Source organism: Stenotrophomonas sp. 80084_Sma, from assembly GCF_056481995.1.
On sequence record NZ_CM151177.1, the window covers coordinates 1,416,699 to 1,431,588 of the forward strand.

The following is a 14,890-nucleotide window of genomic DNA, read 5'->3' on the forward strand; positions in this document are numbered from 1 at the left end:
GGGGAGGACCATATGAACCGCGATCCGCCGCAGCAAGTTGTGTATGCGCCGCCGGGCCCATCCGCGCTGATCCTCCCGAGCGTCATCTTGGGCCCGTTGGGCCTGGTTGGGCTGGCGGCCGGCGTGGAGGTGATGAAGCGCGACTTCTTCATCGGCGTGGTCTGTTGTGTGCCCGGTGCGCTCGTCTTCGCGTTTTTGGCATTTTGCCTGGCGCTCCACATCCGCGCTCAGCGGCTTTGGGACTGGCACGTCCGAACGGGGCGGATGCCGTATTTTCGGAAGCACGGCTTCCTTAAAGGGGCGCTGCTCGGGGGCGGATTGGGCGTGGTAACGGTGGTGGCGGCCGCCGTTCTGGGCTTCAAATATGCCGATCATCCCCAGTTTGGGGAGATCGCTACCGCAGCGTTTTACTTGGCTTGGCTCTGGGGCGTGCTGTTGATCGGCGTGCTGGCCGTAGTGTTCGGGTGGGTCAAGCGGGCGTGGGATAGAACGGCCCTCCCCGGATGATGCTCTCTGCAACTGGCCGCCTAGTCTGAATGATATATTCGCCTACCTAAGCAGCACCACGCCGGACTTACGACCGCGCCGTTCATTGGGTCAGGAAGACCAGCTGGTGCCGCCTAATGTCATTCGCAACGCGCTTAGGTAAGCGTGCGGAAACTCAATCAGGGGGAGTCATGAATGTTATCCGAATCGTAGTCTCAGCATTGGCTCTAGTGCCTATTGCATGTTTTGCTAAGGGGCCTATAGGTATTGGAAAGCTTGAGGTTGGAGTGTCGCGCAGCGCCGTTGAGGGCCTTTCGCCCACTGACGGGGTTTACCTTGCCGCTCCTCTGGAGCCTTACGAATACAAACATTCAAGTCCAGTGTCGGGCGAGGATAAGTTTAATACGAAGATCGTCAGTCCTTTGAGTGACCAGCCTCAAGAGGCGGTTCTTACGTTCGTCGCAGGGCAGTTGCAATCGATAAATATTGATCTGGGTGATTCCAATCGGATCGTGGATAGCGTCAAGTCGTTGATCACCAGCAAGTATGGTGAGCCCAAGGTGGACAACTCCATGAAAGAAGAGCAGTGCGTCTACAAGGGCGGGCAAAACTTCAAGGTTTCGTCGGGAGCGATTCGCTACGAGTGGAAGCAGGATCGCCCAAATGCAGAAGCGGTCACAGCGTCGCTGTCGGATGTGGTGATGGACATGTGTCCTTCCAACCTGCGCTATGCGATTGGTGCGATCAAGGTTAAGAGTTTGACGATTGGTATTGCCAAGCCCGAGAAACCAGTGGTGAATCCCTTCTAAGGGCAAATCACCTGTTCTCGGGCTCTAGCTCGATGTCAGGTTGGCCCCCGGCACGTCAACGTAATCTCTTGATAGTCCACCCGCACCGGGTTGTAGAACTGGCGATACCAGTTGAACGCCAAGGTCTGACCCACGTTGTGCTCGTTGCACGCCGGCAGGCCTTGCTGGGTGCCAAACCCACCGTTGGGCGTGCATCCGGGCTGGCCCGTGCAGGTGGAATAGGGCGTCGAAGCCACCACCGACGACTCGGGCCACTCCCAGCGATAAGGATTGTTGGTCTTGCCCACCAAGTCGGACGCGCACGCTTGCCGGCACACGGCCAAAGAGGTGCCGCCGCTGGTCCAGTTGTAGTCGCAGTAGTGCATGCCCATGTTGGAGACGCATTCGAAGTCGTAGGAATAGGCGTAGCGGATGTTCCCGGCGTCCGAAAGCGCGTTGCATTGCTCTTCGTAGAAAGCCGACTCGCTCACGTTGGCGGGCCAGTTGCCGGGCATCGGTGCCGGCGTCTCGACCCGTTGGATGGGCACGTTGGCGATGGCCCAGTCCAGCTTTGCTTTCTCCGCTGCTGTCAGGCGCACCACAGCGTCGGGATACCAGTAAGAAATGCCACTCGAACCCGAGGGCGGCGGCACGTCCTGCCCATCGGCCGAGTGCCACGCCACAACCTGCAAGCTGCCATCGCTGCAGCGAGCAGCCGTGGGCTTGCATGTGTTGACCTCGTTGCGACGCGCCCCTGTATCCACCCAGTTGGACCAGCCGCCATAAGTGGGGCCGGGCAGAGCGGTGGTGCCAAACGGGCAATGGGTAAACACGTCCCTCGACCGCACCTGCCGCCCTTCCCAGGTGTGCGTGCCAGCTTGACCCGACGGGCAGGCTTGCGACGTGGGGAGCCATTGATCGCGTTCCTCACGGGTGGTCCCCGGGCAGGCCTGGCAATCCCTCGTCGTCACGGCCGCCACCGTCTGGGCTTGAACCCACGCCTCGGGATGCTTCCACGCGGCGTCTGAGTTTGGATCCACGTCGCCGGGAGCGCAGACCTGGCGCGTGCGCACCGTCTCTGTGCCCCACGTGCCCGCCGGACAGCTCGCCCGGGCCGCCGAGCTTTCCGATTGCCGGCACGGCACCAAGGCCGGCGGAGCCGGGGTGGGGACCGGCGTTGGGAGCGGCTGAGGCACCGCAACGCTGGGCGCAACAGGAAGCGGCGGAACCGCCGGGGAAGGAGCAACCCCAGGGCTTGGCGACACGCTCCCAGGAACGCCCGGCACTGCATCGGGCACGCTGGGAGCGGTGGATACGGGGCCAGCCGGTGTCGGCGTTGAAGGGCCAGGGACGGCGGGCGTGGAGGGCAGGGGAAGCGTGGGCACCACGGCCACCGACGAGCCGGCCACAAGGCCTGAGTAATAAACGACATCGACCACGGCCCCATCGGCCCCGCACGCCAATCCCAAGCCGGGGATGTCTAGGGTTCCGCCGTTGCCCAACAAAACACTGGTGTTGCCCACGATCACGTCCCGCACGTTCGCGTCGCCTGCGATGGCGGAGACGAACGGCACGCAGGCCCGCGCAGGAAGCCCAGACAGCCCCACGGTGAAGGCATCTCCTGCCAGGCGCACCGTGGCCGGGGCCACGGTCACCGCGCCGCCCCATGCGTTGCTCATGGTCGCTGCGCTGCCTTGGCGGAAGTCTGTGGGGGCCAGCCCATCTTCAAGCACGTTCAACGTGCTGACGCCGCGGAACGAGCCGACGATGCCATGGGACCGATCAACGCGGCTGGCCAGGTCCCGAACGTTCTCGACGTCCGACGCCAGGTTGACCCGAGTGGTGACGCGGGGGTAGACCCAGAACGCGGCGGCCCCCATTGCGGTGGCAACCCCCAATGCGAGCAGCAACTCGACCAAGCCAAAGCCTGGGGCGGAAGAACGGCGGCGAGGGCGCGCATGCGATGTCATGCACTTCAGCATGCGACACCACCGCGTTTTGACAAGCCCTGGCGACAGTTTTCATTTTTAGTCAAAAATCTTTCAAATCAATGGGTTGACAGGGATCTGGGGAGTGGTTCGATCGTGGTGTAGGAGCGGTTTAATGGGTAAGCCGACCTATCCACAAAAAGAGAGTGAAGACATGAAGATTCATCCCGTCGAGCCTGCCAGCACCGACCTGGCGCATTTCCAGATCCACACCGCCACGCAGTTTCTGGATTGCACGAACGGCTTGAATCAGCTGGCCAACAAGCATCGCCGGATCCAGCGCTTGGCCACGCGCGCCCGTTATGAGCGGCGTGGAAGAAGGAAGAGGAGCGGTTCGCATAAGCCTTTTGAACCTCGCCCCGCTCTTTGTTGGTCTCTTGGGAGTCGCGGTGTTCGATGACCCCCGCCTTCTCAAGGCGGCGGCGGTGACGGCGGCCGGATTGTCATCATAGGCAACGACTGCTACGGGAACTGCGAAGGGACGGAGGGGAAGCGAACTCCTGCTTACCCGAGACCTCAGCAGCCAAAGCAGATCCGGCCGAGAGGTCATTTATCGCCCTCTAGCCTCGCTCATCCGCGTAAGATTGATCCCAGCCTACCATTGCAAACCGGTCATGAAGACAGAGGGTTTCCGCCACACCATGCGAGACACGATGGGTGGGCATACCTACGTTGTCACCATCACCAGTCCGACCGATGAAGTCTTCCACTACTTGGCGACGGTAGACGGTGTGGACGTCAAGGTGCGGGAGAGGGGTGTGATCCGCAATAAGGGCGACGCGATGCAGCTAGCCTTGGCCGCCGTCGAACGGCACATCGCAGACCTGTCTCACAAGATCGCCCACGATTCGACTACGGCAAGTTGATAGCGCACCAGCGTTGTTCTGAAACTGCGGTTCTCGCAACCGCGTGTGGCTAACCGCCGTGAGTGGATCTCTGGCGCGCGTGGGAAGCAGGGGCTGCCTCCCCTTGGGCTGCGGCCTTACGCCAAGATCTGGCGCAGAAGCAACAAGCCACCGACCGGGTTGCCGGCGTGATCCAGCGAGCGGTCCAAACTTCCCCACGGGGCGACGAACAGCCGATCCAGCACAGTGTTGGGCTGCATAAAGCAGCACATGTCCCAAGCCGGGAAGCGCCGGGTTTCGATCAGCGATTCCCAAGCACATGGAGGTTGGTGTGGTCATCGCTGGCCCTGATGCGTCCAATGGCGCCTTCTATGCCATCGTTTGGTCCCTCCACGTATTGGAGAAAGCGGGCTCCATCGAAGAGCATCGCTCCTGTCACGCCGCCTAGCCGGTTGAAGCGTTGTGCACCGCGCACGATCTGATCGAGGCGGGTGGAATCAATTCCCGGGTCGGCAACGCTTCGGTAGGCAACGGCTCGCAGCATGGATGGGCTCGTTTGAAGTGGATTGAACACGATACTCCCTGGTGGTTCGCCGCGCTTGGCCGATCCAGTTCATCGCGCACCTGACTAAATCGGCTTCACGTGAGGCTCAGCAGCGCAGCACGCTGCCTTCTCCCTCGCCGTCTGATGCTAAGCCATACGCCACGGTTGGTAACTTGAATGTGCGAGCGGGACGCGAATGAAAGCTGTGGTGCGGCTGGTGAGACTGGACGGTTTCGCTTGGTCTGGGTCGAGCGCGTGAGCGCGGGTCCGCAGGCGGTGTCCAAAGCGCTGAAAGTCCACGCCCGTTGCCACATGTGCGACAGTGATTTCGTTTCAAGCGAGCCCATTGGGCTGACATCGATCTCCGGTGGCGCCGTGCTCAGCTGCAGCCATTGCAGCAACCGCTAGGCGATAGGTCAGGGCCTCTTCGACGATCTCCCTCCGGCATCACGCTGACTGGCGCTTTGATCGACGCGTCAAATGCCGCTGCAAAGGCGATCCCGGCGTCACTGCTCCAAAGGCGCCAAATCTCCTCCAGACCCAGCATGGCATTCGCGTTGCATCCCGGACAAGTGACCCAGACACCCGCGTTATCCGTCTGCAGTCCGCCACCGATGGTGACGGTGGACCTAGCTCGGCACGCTTGGCAGGTCATCAGGATAGCTGCAGATCCAGCCCTCGCCCCCTTGCTCAGCAGTGTGGGATCGACTTGGTGGATTACAAAGTCGGTCGAAGATTGCATTGAACAGTCAACGCGAAGAGAGAGCGCTGTCGGAAGCGGAGCGAGCAGTGTGAGATGTTTCTGACCGAATATGAACAGGATCACTGATGAAGACGGGTGCATTGCCTAGACTGTTCAATCAACTCGATTTCCCGGTTCCAAGCACTAGTAGGAGGTCAGAAGTGGGCGATTGCAACGGCAACAAATGACGCGGCTGGCTTTCACGCCGATATCACGCGGTTGTGGCGATCTTCACTTGTAGCGGACAGGGGACTGCTGAGCGCCAATGGCCCGGGCGCTCAGAGGTGCTGCCACCCCACGGGCCTGCAGGACCCCCGCCATGGACCTCCTTTTGTCTCTTGCTCTTGTGATCTTGGCTGCCGCAGCTGCGTTGGGGTTGCTCCAACTCGCAATCGCGCTTTTCAAAGCGCCGTCGTGTCGGCAATGGCTGCGCCGCGGAGAAGCGAAATGATGCGTTCGTTTCGCTACGCCTACCAAAAGGCTCGCACTTGGCACGGCTCCGTGCCGACATCGATTTGGGCCGGATTTCGCTATTCGTTGACTGGCGACACGGGCTACTTCAAGTCGCACGGTGGATGGCGTCTGTCTCGCGTGCACCGCGGAACTGAATCGGCGGAGCCATGAGCGCCTCGGTGCTCAAGCTGAGCCTGGCGAGGCAGTTAAAGGATTAGGCCCTGCGCAGCCTGCTCGGGTTGTTTCGCCCGGAGAACGGCATGTTGTGGTGCTGTGAGCGCGCCTACCTGGACGGCCGAAATGGTGGGCAGCGCGTGGGCGTTGCTCTCACCGCTGCCGCTGTCTGATACTGAACCCGTCCATCGCTGGAAGCTCCCAAGTCGGTCGTCCACGGGCGACAGGCGGGACGAATCGATCAACCCGGTCAACAACGAGCAGCCCGATGATACGCAGCAAGCTGGCTCACAAGCGCGTTCTCGCCCAAGGCGGATCAGTTCTGGTCTGGTTGACTTCGTTCAAGAAAAAGTACCTCTTCACCGCTAGTGGCATCGGGACGCCTGGGCAGTACGGTGTGGAGCTACGGCAGGACACGAAAGCAAGTCGGAGAGCCCTCCAGGTTCGCTTTTCGGGTCGAAGTTCCACGAGGTGTCCGTGGGCGATGAATCAGCGTCGATGATCACCCTCCATCGGTCTTTGACGTCGGCTGGACCGCGAGATGGAATCTTTTTTCTCTGCAGCACTTCGGTCGTTGAGGCCGCAGTCCTCGCGCACCTCGGGGCGACGCTGCCAACTAGGTCAACTCTCTTGCAGCCAGCTTGATTTAGAATGGTCCCAACCATGGCGCATCCTTAACGGTTCAGAAGGACCGCACCTTCGGTCCGAGCCCGACTGCGTTTTCTACACAGCTGATCTACTCTTGGCCTGTTTAGACTCACTGGTGCGGAGTTGGAGGTGGCCCTCAATGCCCAAGTGTGCGCTGGTGTTCGTGAGCGCGGCGGTGGATGGCATCGCTGATGAGCGCTTGCCCGAAGTCATGCGTGCAGGCCGAGAGTTCAATGCCAAGTGCGGCTCGCGTGCAGTTGTATGCTTCGACGGCAGCAGGTTTTTAACGTATATGGAAGGCACAGCGAGTGCGGTGGCTGCGAGCTCCGTTTACACCGAGTCCGTCACCCTGCATACCGAAATCGTTGAGCTGGCGCGGGGATCCATCCAGCAGTTGCGGTTCCCTGCGCATGCATTGCTCTTCCTGCGGATTTCAGAAGCCGAGCTCAAAGCACTGATGAGGTCGAACTGGGTGAATTTCTCCCAACGCTTCGGAGGGAAATTCATCCCAGAAACGGGGATGGAGCGGCTTGCCGCATTGGTCGGCAATCGTCTCGATGACGTTCCGCAGTGATGGGTAACGGATTTCCTCTGTAGGCCGCCCGATTCACGTTGCACAGTGGAAGCAGGGGAGTCATGAATTTGAGGCATTCGACAGGGGCATGCCATGCGGTTGGAATTTACTCACAGCCACATCTACCCAGGGGCCACCGCGTCCCTGACAGGCGAGCAGGCTGAACTGGGCGAGAGAACCACCTGCTTGGTCGAGCTCAGTGACGGCGTGGTCCTCTCGACCAGCTGTCTGATTCAAGGGGGGGAGATCATGCTATTCATGCCGGACTACCTGACCGCCCGTGGGGCAAAGATTCCGGCAAAGGACTGGGTGCTGCGGAAGGATCTGGAAACAGGCGCCTGGAAGGCAAAATCAAAGGTTGCTGTGTAGCACTTGTTGCTCTTCCCGACCCGTCAGGTTGTTGGGTCTGAAGCAATCTTAGGAGCGTGTCATGCCAAACCGTGCGGTGGTTTTTGTGAGTGAGGCCAGCCCCTACCTTAGCCTTGGGCGGCTGGTTGAGTTGATGGCCGACGCGGAGCGGTTCAACAGACAGGCCGGCGTGACCGGGGTGACCTTGTACGACGGGGCCCGGTTCCTGTCCTACATGGAGGGTCCACCGGATGGCCTTCGCGTTGCCTACGCCAGGGCATCCGAAGCGCGCAGCCACCTGAACTTCATCGAGTTGGCACGCGGGCGTGTCTCGCAACGTCGGCTGCCGCGGTGGCCTATGCGGCTGTTTGAGGCCAAGGAGGGCCAGCTGCAGAGCATCGCGATGGCAGACTGGGCCAGCTTCTCTCAGCGGGGCGATGCGGACGCAATGAATGCAACGGCGATGGATCTCCTTGTGCGCTTCACGGGAGGGCCGTCTGCCTCCGTCTACGTGGGGCCCCTCTCGAAGCCACTCTGAAGAATTCATCTACGGGGTCGTCCGCGCAGTCCGCACGCCAGATACCGCTGCCCGATCCCTCTATTGCCGCAGCAGAAATATGACCAAGAGGCGCGCTGTACGCTGACAGCCCACGGCACAGCGAAGGGACCGAGCGGCGCTGTTGGAAAGCGCTCAGCCAGTACGTTCACCAGCAAAAAGCCAGACCAGCGGCTAGGCGGTTTCGACCACTGGTTTGGTGCGCGGCGCACGTTGGCCTAGAAAGGCCAGTGGCTAGGGGTGCCGATCACGACGATGCCCTGAATTGCCGGGGCGTCACCTAGGGCGAGGGGGAGTCACCCCGTTGGTTCGGCGGCGCCAACTGGGGTCAGCGCCATAGCGGAGAGTTTCACGATTGTCGCGTCCATCGGACGCACGGACATCTTGCTAGGACGGAGGTCAAGCGCCAGTGAACAGGCTTGGGTCCAGCCGCGCGGGAGGGCTACCCAACCTGGATGGCGGCCAGAGCGTCTTTTGTTGAGAGAGGCCGGCCGTAATGCCATCCCTGGCCGATGGCGTCCGGCGCGATCCGGTAGAGCAGCAAATCTTGCTCTTCTGTTTCGACGCCTTCTGCGATGACATCCAGCCCAAGCTCACGTGCGATGCGATACATCCCTGGCAACACGGGCCGCAGGGGGGAGTCCTCGTTGATAGCGGCCACGAACATGCGATCGATCTTGATTCCTCGAAACGGCGATTGGGCGAGGTGGGAGAAATTCGCGCTGCCCGTCCCGAAGTCGTCGATCAAGAACCGGTATCCCAGAACCGAGAGGGCCTGCATGTTGCTCTTGGCGGTGGCAGACACGAGTTCTTCCCGTTCGGTGATCTCGATGCGAATTTGTTCGGGGAGCACGCCAAAATCGGTGGTAACGCTGCTGATGTAGCGAACGATGCACTCTTGGGCCATGTCCACAGGCTCGGCATTGATGCTCACGTAGAGGTTCCTGTGCTCCCGCAAAGCGGGGGCGAGGTCATTCATGGCACGGGCCAGGACGTATCGAAAAAGATCAGGACTCAGGCCGAGGCGGTGGGCGATGGGCACGAAGATGGCCGGCGGGATTTCATCGTCTCCCGGCGGGCGCCAGCGGCTGAGCGCTTCAAATCCCACGAGCTCCCGCGTGCCAATCCGACGCAGGGGCTGGTAGGCCAGTTCGATCTCGCTGCGCTTCAGCGCAAGCACCAGCCGTTGCTGGATGGTTTGCCGTGCCGTGATTCGGTGTTTGATCAGCAGGAACGCCAGCAACAGCCCCATCGTCGCCCCGGCTGCCAAGATGGTGGTGAGCAACGCCGAGGGCAGCTCGGACACCACGTGCCTAGGGCTGGTGACGAAGGCGCAGACGTCAGCCACATGGCTGCAATGCTGAGCTTGGACGACAGAGGGGTTGCCGACGCGGCTGGTCGGGGACAAGGTCCGGAATGCAAATGATCGGTCCTTCGTTTCGATGCTGATGGAGCTGCTGCGCGCAGGGTCCAAGCTCTCGAAGGCAGACGGAGAAGACACGGTGAACGTGTCGCCTTGGGCGATCAGATTGGACCCGGTGTAGGGGGAGCCAACGAGATCCGATGCATGCCAAATCCGGACACCTCCGCTGGAGAAGCGTGGAGCGGGGAGGCTGTAGGGGCGCGAGCGCCCCCAAAGGGCGCTGCAGACAAGGCGTCCGTCTTGGATGCGACCGATGTCGCTCATATAGCTGGAGCGAAACGCAATCTCTTTCAGCGAGTCAATGTCGGCGGCCGAGCAGCGAGGCAGCCCTATGCGAGACGCTTGTTCGGCCGCGACGCGCCTTGCGAGAGAGATAGCCTCCGAGCGTGCCACCGCGGCTTCTGCCACTGCCTCCGATCCTTCCTTGTCACGGACGTAGAGAATGGCTTGGGCGACGGCGAGCATCGCCAGAAGGCACACCGTCGTGGCCCCTACGACCGTCAAGGCATAGCGAACCCGATCCTTTCGAACGCTCAAAGCAACCCCCGATCTGAAACGCGCCATCGCTTCGCTGGGCTTCCCGCCTCATTTACCTTGTTACAGGTTTATCGGCAAGCTGCCCATGAACTTCAGCCCCACCTCCACTGGCTTGCAAGCCTTGATCGAACAACCACGCATCTGCGTCTGAACTGTACAGCCGCAGGCCGTGAGCGAGGCGACCGCCAGCGTTGACAACTGCGGCGGCCAATTATCGTAGATCAATACTGTTACACGGTTGGCGTGGGCAGGCGCTTGGTCGAGCCCAAGCTTGCGAGGGCACGCCTGCGCTCTCCGTCAGACACCCGATGCAATGGTGCTGTGGTGCAAGGAGCGGACGGGAGAGGTGTCGGCAGCTTGTGGGCGATGGCGCCTACTTTGGGGCGATGGGCGCGCTAGGCTGCTCTTTGATCAGCCAAGCGAGGAAGGCCAAACGATTCGGGAGAATTTCAGGTCGAACGCCCAGGCGCAGATTGCATTCGAATTCGTCGAAGTAAGCCATTCCAGCCGAGAACTCCACGCTGTTGGGTCGCATCGACTTGACCTTGGCAAGCGGCTCATCGACGGCCCCGCTACAACACGCCTTCAACATCTCCATCAGCTGCGACTTACCCACCTCGGTGAGTCCAAACCGGGCTGGCTTGCCCGGCTGGAACCAAACCAGGTCTTGATCACACAAGGCCGTCAGCCTCGTTTGCGAGGGACGAAACCCCTGGGCCGCCATGCACAGGTCTGCGAAGTGATCCAGAGGAGCGGTCATAGCGGTGGTTGTGTTCGCTCATGCAAGGCCATGCGTGTCACTGTGAGGCCCACCGATCGAAGGCGCAAGCCTCTTTGCGTTCAGCGTGGACGAGGCCCGGGCTGGCCTTAATACCGGTGGCGGCCCCCAGACAGATCGAGCGCTCCCTTGCTGGAGCTCCCATCCCGCGAGACGTGTGATGGAACAGGTACACCCATTGGACGATGACCGCCACGATTGGGCCGGCAGGTCGCCCACGGTCCATGGGGGTGCTGCTAGGGCTGGCCCCCTCCCCGCGTGTCTCAGCCGCCCAAGCGGATGGCGTCGTTTGGAGAGCTGCGGCCCACCTTTCCCATGAATTCCGATGATCAGCAGCCTTGTTCTTAACATGCAGTCCCTGAGCGATGGTGGGAGTGTTTGTGTCTGGCGCACCACGTTCAAGGGCAAGGTCTTCTACACCGCATGCGGGGTCGGAACCCCTGCAATGGAGCATGTCTCTGAGCGGACGGCGGTGGCTAAGCGCGCGCTTCAGGATCAGGCTGACCAAGCGGGCATGCAGCGCCAGCACGACGTGTTTGTGAGAACCCCCTAAGCCGCAGGAATCAGCATCCACTCCACGCTCACGGAGGCCTACCACCACGAGGCCGTGTTTTTCCTGTGCGCTGATCCGGCGGTTGAGCAAGAGCTTACTGCATTTTTGAACGTTGTAGCGTCGTAACATATCGCCTGGAAGGCTACTGACTACGAGACTGGTTTGACGGAAGTCGGCGGGAGCGAGCCCCTCCCCGAGAACGTTCATCGTGCTGGCGCTGCGTAGCGAGCCGGCGACGCCGTGGGAACCTTCAATACGGCTGGCCAGATCCCGAACGTTCTCCACATCCGACGCCACGTAGAGCCGGATGGCGACACGGGGGTAGACCCATAACGCGGCGGCCCTAATTGCGGTGGCAACCCAGTGCGAGCAGCACTCGACCAGGCCAACGCCTGGGGCGTTAACAGGAAGGCGAGGCCAGTAGTGACGTGTCATGCACGTCGACATGCGACAGAACCGCGTTCTGGCAAGCCCTGAGAGTAGTTTCTGTTTTTAGTCAAAAATGCTTCAAATCAATGGGTTGACACGGGTTGAACTTGTGGTTGGATCAGTGTGTAGGAGCGGTTTAATGGGTAAACCGACCTATCCACAAAAAGAGAGTGACGACATGAAGATTCATCCCGTCGAGCCTGCCAGCACTGACCTGGCGCATTTCCAACTCCACACCGCCGCGCGGTTCCTGGACCGCACCAATGGCCTCAATCAGCTGGCCGACAAGCACCGCAGGATCCAGCGCTTGGCCACCCGCGCCCGCCATGAGCGGCGTTGGAAGAAGGAAGAGGAGCGCTTCGTATGAGCATTTTGAACATGGCCCTGCTGTTTGTCGGTGTCCTGAGCACCGCGGTGTTCTACCGGGACCTGGTCGCCAACCCCATCTCCGCCGGGCGCGCCCTGATGCGCTTCTATCAACTGCCGGCGGAGCATCGCCAAGGAAGCGTTCTGCAAGAGGTTTCGAAGGCGTGGTGGAGCATCGTGCTGGTGGCCCTGGTGCTCATCGGGGTTCTGGGAGGTGGGCAATGAGTGCCGGGACCGAAAGCCTCATCAGGGCCATCCAAACCAACGACCCGCTGGCCTTCTATGGGTGGCTGCACACACTCAAGGGGACGCCCGACCTCGATGCTGGCGTGGCCGGCGATCCTGGGATCACACCGTTGGCGGTCGCGAGCGTCATGTACTCCAAGGCCGTCCAGTCGGACCGGATCTTGGCGGCGCGCTATGCCGCGATGGTCGAAGCGCTCATGGACGCCGGGGCCAACCCGCTGGTCCGGATTGGGGAGCGGTTCGTGGTGCGACGGGGGCACACGGGGAAGCTGGAGCGGCGACGGGTGGACGAAGGCCGAACGCTGGCGGAGGTCTGCGGGGGCGTTCTTTGCCCGGCCATGCAGGCATGGTTTGGACGCCAACGGGCAGGCGAATGGTCCCACACCGCGCTTCATCGGCCTCACCCCGCCTACGCCCACCTCCGTCGCAACCATAAAGCCGTGGCCTGACGCCCAGGCCGGCGGCTGCTCGCCGCCGAAAAGCGGGGTGGAGACAACGGCAGGGTGGGCCACGGCTCCCGCCGCGGCCTGAGGTCGCTGAACCTCCGACGTCTGCACGGCTAAACCCCTCTAGCTGCACGGCCCTTGCGGGATTAGGTTTGCACCGTAATGTGTTGCACAACCTACCCATAAAAGGAGCCCATCTCATGCGCCTCGTTGTCTGTTGCTTCAAAGGGGGCGTGGGGCGCACCACGCTTTCGCTCAACCTCGCCGCCGCGTTCGCCGGCCAATCCCGCGTGCTCGTCAACGACCGCGACCCGCAATGCGGTTCCGTGGCCTGGTCAGCGATGAGCGACGGGGAAACCCCGTTCACCGTGAGTCGCTCAAGTTCGCCTGGATTTGACCTGGAGATCCAGGACATGCCGCCCAGTGCCCCAGTGAAAGACCAGTTGCCGGACGCGGACCTCTATCTCGTCCCAACGCTGCTCGACGGCGGCAGCTACGTTGTCTACCTGCGGACCATCGACACGCTGCGACGTCAGGGTAAGCCCATCCTGCCGGTTGCCAACCGGGTCAACCTCAAACGGGCGGAGCACCGCCGCCGCCTGGAAGATACCAGCTTGGCAGGCGCCATCGTCATTCCCGAGCGGGCGGCGTTGGCGAGCTACTACGAGCTCGGCGAGACCGTGTTCTCCATGCGCGGCGCTGGCGTGGATAAGGCGCGTGAGGACATTCTGCGGGTAGGTCAGGCTATCCAAAAAAGGTTGGTCAACCCGGCGCGGGGGAAGGCATGATGGACATCCCAATGCTGCCCCTGCCGGACCTCATGGCTGCCCAAAAGACCCCCGCCAAGAACGCCGTTGCCAAGAAGGCCCCGGCCCGCAAAGACCTGTCCAAGGCCGCGAAAGTGGTCCACGCCAAGCCGGAACGCACGTATGCGCCGCTCATTGATCTGGGCCAGTTTTCCGAAGGGCAACTGGCAGAGCTGATGGTGGCTGCAGGGGACGCGCCTGGGCGGAGAACCTATTTCGACTACTCCGAGGAGCGGCCCTACCTGCGGGACGGCCAGAGGGTTCATCTGGACGTGGGACGCGACTCCACCATGTTCGACTACCGCGACGAGAACGGGGCGCGTGTGGAGCGAACGATGGTCACCGTGCCGCCCAAGCTCCGGGAGCAGATTCAGGACGTCACCGGGGAAGAACAGCCGATTCTCACCACCGCGCTCATTGCGCTGGCTTCCTGGGCTTGCCAGGAGCTCAAAAAGAGCAAGCGTCGCCTCGTCGTGACCACGGCAACCGATGACCTGGATCCAATGCGGAGACAGGTTCGGAAAGCCATCGTGGGGCGGGCGAGGAAACAACGGTAGCCCTGGGTTGGTAGTGAACGACAGGCGGCCATGGGCCGCCTTTTTTATGGCTGGCGGCGGGTGGAAAGAGCAACGGCAAAAGCGGCTAGAGCAAAAGCGTTGTGGAGAAAAGGCGGGAGGGGCCTCGGCTTCCGCCGGGCCCGTGCTTGGCTGGAAGTGTGAGGTGTTTCAGGGTTTTGGTGTCTTTTGCGGTTGCCCGTCAGTTCTGCACTTTAGTCAAACAAATGTGTTGTTTTTGAGTTTACATTTTTATGCCCTGTCGTAACCTGGATTTGTAGGGAGGCAATACCGCTGACCTGAAAACCAAACAAGGATTCATCATGAAAACCCCTCGCCGCCAAACCCTCGAAAACCGCGCCGCCCGTTTGGGACTGCGACTCTCCGAAGCTGGGCTCCACGTCAAAATGGAAGCCGCCAACAACTGCGAAGCCATGCCGCGCTGGGAACTCTCGGACGGGAAACACCAATCCAGTCTCCGCGGGTATGCCACCCTGGCCGAGGTTTCCGAAGCGTTGGATCACGAGGAAATCGCTGCAGAGCTATGAGCAGGTCCTACGCCATCCCTCGGGTGGCAGTGAAAGACAGGCGGCCATGGGTCGCCTT

18 protein-coding genes are annotated in these 14,890 nt (G+C 61.4%); 14 read left to right on the forward strand and 4 right to left on the reverse strand.

All coding sequences use genetic code 11. From position 1 onward, the window contains the following. The first annotated feature begins 12 nt into the window (after nt 1-12). Together ACZK3W_RS06635 and ACZK3W_RS06640 are read left to right on the forward strand one after the other, a co-directional pair. On the forward strand, nt 13-507 hold the full coding sequence (locus ACZK3W_RS06635) for a hypothetical protein (RefSeq protein WP_227851957.1): 495 nt from the start codon (nt 13-15) through the stop codon (nt 505-507). A 266-nt stretch (nt 508-773) separates the two neighbouring features. Further along, entirely contained in the window at nt 774-1,295 is a 522-nt protein-coding gene (locus tag ACZK3W_RS06640; protein ID WP_152904938.1) for a hypothetical protein, read from the forward strand. Between the two features lie 35 nt (nt 1,296-1,330). On the opposite strand, the gene ACZK3W_RS06645 is transcribed toward ACZK3W_RS06640, so the two are convergent. Beyond that, nucleotides 1,331-3,193 (reverse strand): type 4 pilus major pilin, encoded by a 1,863-nt coding sequence (locus tag ACZK3W_RS06645; protein WP_164089630.1) that lies wholly within the window; start codon nt 3,191-3,193, stop codon nt 1,331-1,333. Between the two features lie 184 nt (nt 3,194-3,377). Between ACZK3W_RS06645 and ACZK3W_RS06650 the strand changes: the two genes are divergently transcribed. Together ACZK3W_RS06650 and ACZK3W_RS06655 are read left to right on the forward strand one after the other, a co-directional pair. Continuing rightward, a complete protein-coding gene (locus tag ACZK3W_RS06650; protein ID WP_139042365.1) occupies nt 3,378-3,662 on the forward strand; it encodes a hypothetical protein in 285 nt (94 codons plus the stop codon). Between the two features lie 214 nt (nt 3,663-3,876). Beyond that, the gene (locus tag ACZK3W_RS06655; RefSeq protein ID WP_049452607.1) at nt 3,877-4,128 is read left to right on the forward strand and encodes a hypothetical protein; all 252 of its coding nucleotides are present in this window, start codon (nt 3,877-3,879) and stop codon (nt 4,126-4,128) included. Between the two features lie 280 nt (nt 4,129-4,408). On the opposite strand, the gene ACZK3W_RS06660 is transcribed toward ACZK3W_RS06655, so the two are convergent. Beyond that, nucleotides 4,409-4,651, reverse strand: coding sequence for a BLUF domain-containing protein (locus ACZK3W_RS06660; protein WP_080353422.1), 243 nt, complete (start codon nt 4,649-4,651; stop codon nt 4,409-4,411). 2,156 nt (nt 4,652-6,807) lie between these two features. Here ACZK3W_RS06660 and ACZK3W_RS06665 point away from each other — a divergent pair. From ACZK3W_RS06665 to ACZK3W_RS06675, 3 genes are all read left to right on the forward strand, one after another. Next, on the forward strand, nt 6,808-7,242 hold the full coding sequence (locus ACZK3W_RS06665) for a BLUF domain-containing protein (protein ID WP_049452608.1): 435 nt from the start codon (nt 6,808-6,810) through the stop codon (nt 7,240-7,242). Between the two features lie 93 nt (nt 7,243-7,335). Further along, nucleotides 7,336-7,611 (forward strand): hypothetical protein, encoded by a 276-nt coding sequence (locus tag ACZK3W_RS06670; protein ID WP_049452609.1) that lies wholly within the window; start codon nt 7,336-7,338, stop codon nt 7,609-7,611. 61 nt (nt 7,612-7,672) lie between these two features. Further along, nucleotides 7,673-8,128, forward strand: coding sequence for a BLUF domain-containing protein (locus ACZK3W_RS06675; RefSeq protein ID WP_049452610.1), 456 nt, complete (start codon nt 7,673-7,675; stop codon nt 8,126-8,128). A gap of 460 nt (nt 8,129-8,588) precedes the next feature. On the opposite strand, the gene ACZK3W_RS06680 is transcribed toward ACZK3W_RS06675, so the two are convergent. Together ACZK3W_RS06680 and ACZK3W_RS06685 are read right to left on the reverse strand one after the other, a co-directional pair. Then, on the reverse strand, nt 8,589-10,034 hold the full coding sequence (locus ACZK3W_RS06680) for an EAL domain-containing protein (protein ID WP_164089631.1): 1,446 nt from the start codon (nt 10,032-10,034) through the stop codon (nt 8,589-8,591). 445 nt (nt 10,035-10,479) lie between these two features. Beyond that, nucleotides 10,480-10,866: a hypothetical protein gene (locus tag ACZK3W_RS06685; protein ID WP_049433975.1), complete on the reverse strand. Its 387-nt coding sequence runs from the start codon at nt 10,864-10,866 to the stop codon at nt 10,480-10,482. A 343-nt stretch (nt 10,867-11,209) separates the two neighbouring features. Between ACZK3W_RS06685 and ACZK3W_RS06690 the strand changes: the two genes are divergently transcribed. The 7 genes from ACZK3W_RS06690 to ACZK3W_RS06720 all read left to right on the forward strand — a co-directional run bounded on the left by ACZK3W_RS06690 (nt 11,210) and on the right by ACZK3W_RS06720 (nt 14,832). Beyond that, on the forward strand, nt 11,210-11,437 hold the full coding sequence (locus ACZK3W_RS06690) for a hypothetical protein (RefSeq protein WP_049452612.1): 228 nt from the start codon (nt 11,210-11,212) through the stop codon (nt 11,435-11,437). A gap of 568 nt (nt 11,438-12,005) precedes the next feature. Continuing rightward, nucleotides 12,006-12,233: a hypothetical protein gene (locus tag ACZK3W_RS06695; protein ID WP_140222678.1), complete on the forward strand. Its 228-nt coding sequence runs from the start codon at nt 12,006-12,008 to the stop codon at nt 12,231-12,233. Then, complete coding sequence (locus tag ACZK3W_RS06700) at nt 12,230-12,457, forward strand: hypothetical protein (RefSeq protein ID WP_164089632.1); 228 nt, start codon at nt 12,230-12,232, stop codon at nt 12,455-12,457. Before ACZK3W_RS06695 ends, ACZK3W_RS06700 begins: the two co-directional genes overlap by 4 nt. Next, on the forward strand, nt 12,454-12,927 hold the full coding sequence (locus ACZK3W_RS06705; RefSeq protein ID WP_164089633.1) for a hypothetical protein: 474 nt from the start codon (nt 12,454-12,456) through the stop codon (nt 12,925-12,927). The genes ACZK3W_RS06700 and ACZK3W_RS06705 overlap by 4 nt, the downstream gene beginning before the upstream one ends. 197 nt (nt 12,928-13,124) lie before the next feature. Next, nucleotides 13,125-13,712, forward strand: a complete 588-nt coding sequence (locus ACZK3W_RS06710; RefSeq protein WP_164089634.1) for a ParA family protein — start codon at nt 13,125-13,127, stop codon at nt 13,710-13,712. Nucleotides 13,713-13,723: 11 nt separating this feature from the next. Then, entirely contained in the window at nt 13,724-14,287 is a 564-nt protein-coding gene (locus ACZK3W_RS06715; protein WP_164089635.1) for a hypothetical protein, read from the forward strand. A 320-nt stretch (nt 14,288-14,607) separates the two neighbouring features. Beyond that, entirely contained in the window at nt 14,608-14,832 is a 225-nt protein-coding gene (locus ACZK3W_RS06720; protein WP_139726877.1) for a hypothetical protein, read from the forward strand. Nucleotides 14,833-14,890 lie beyond the last annotated feature (58 nt).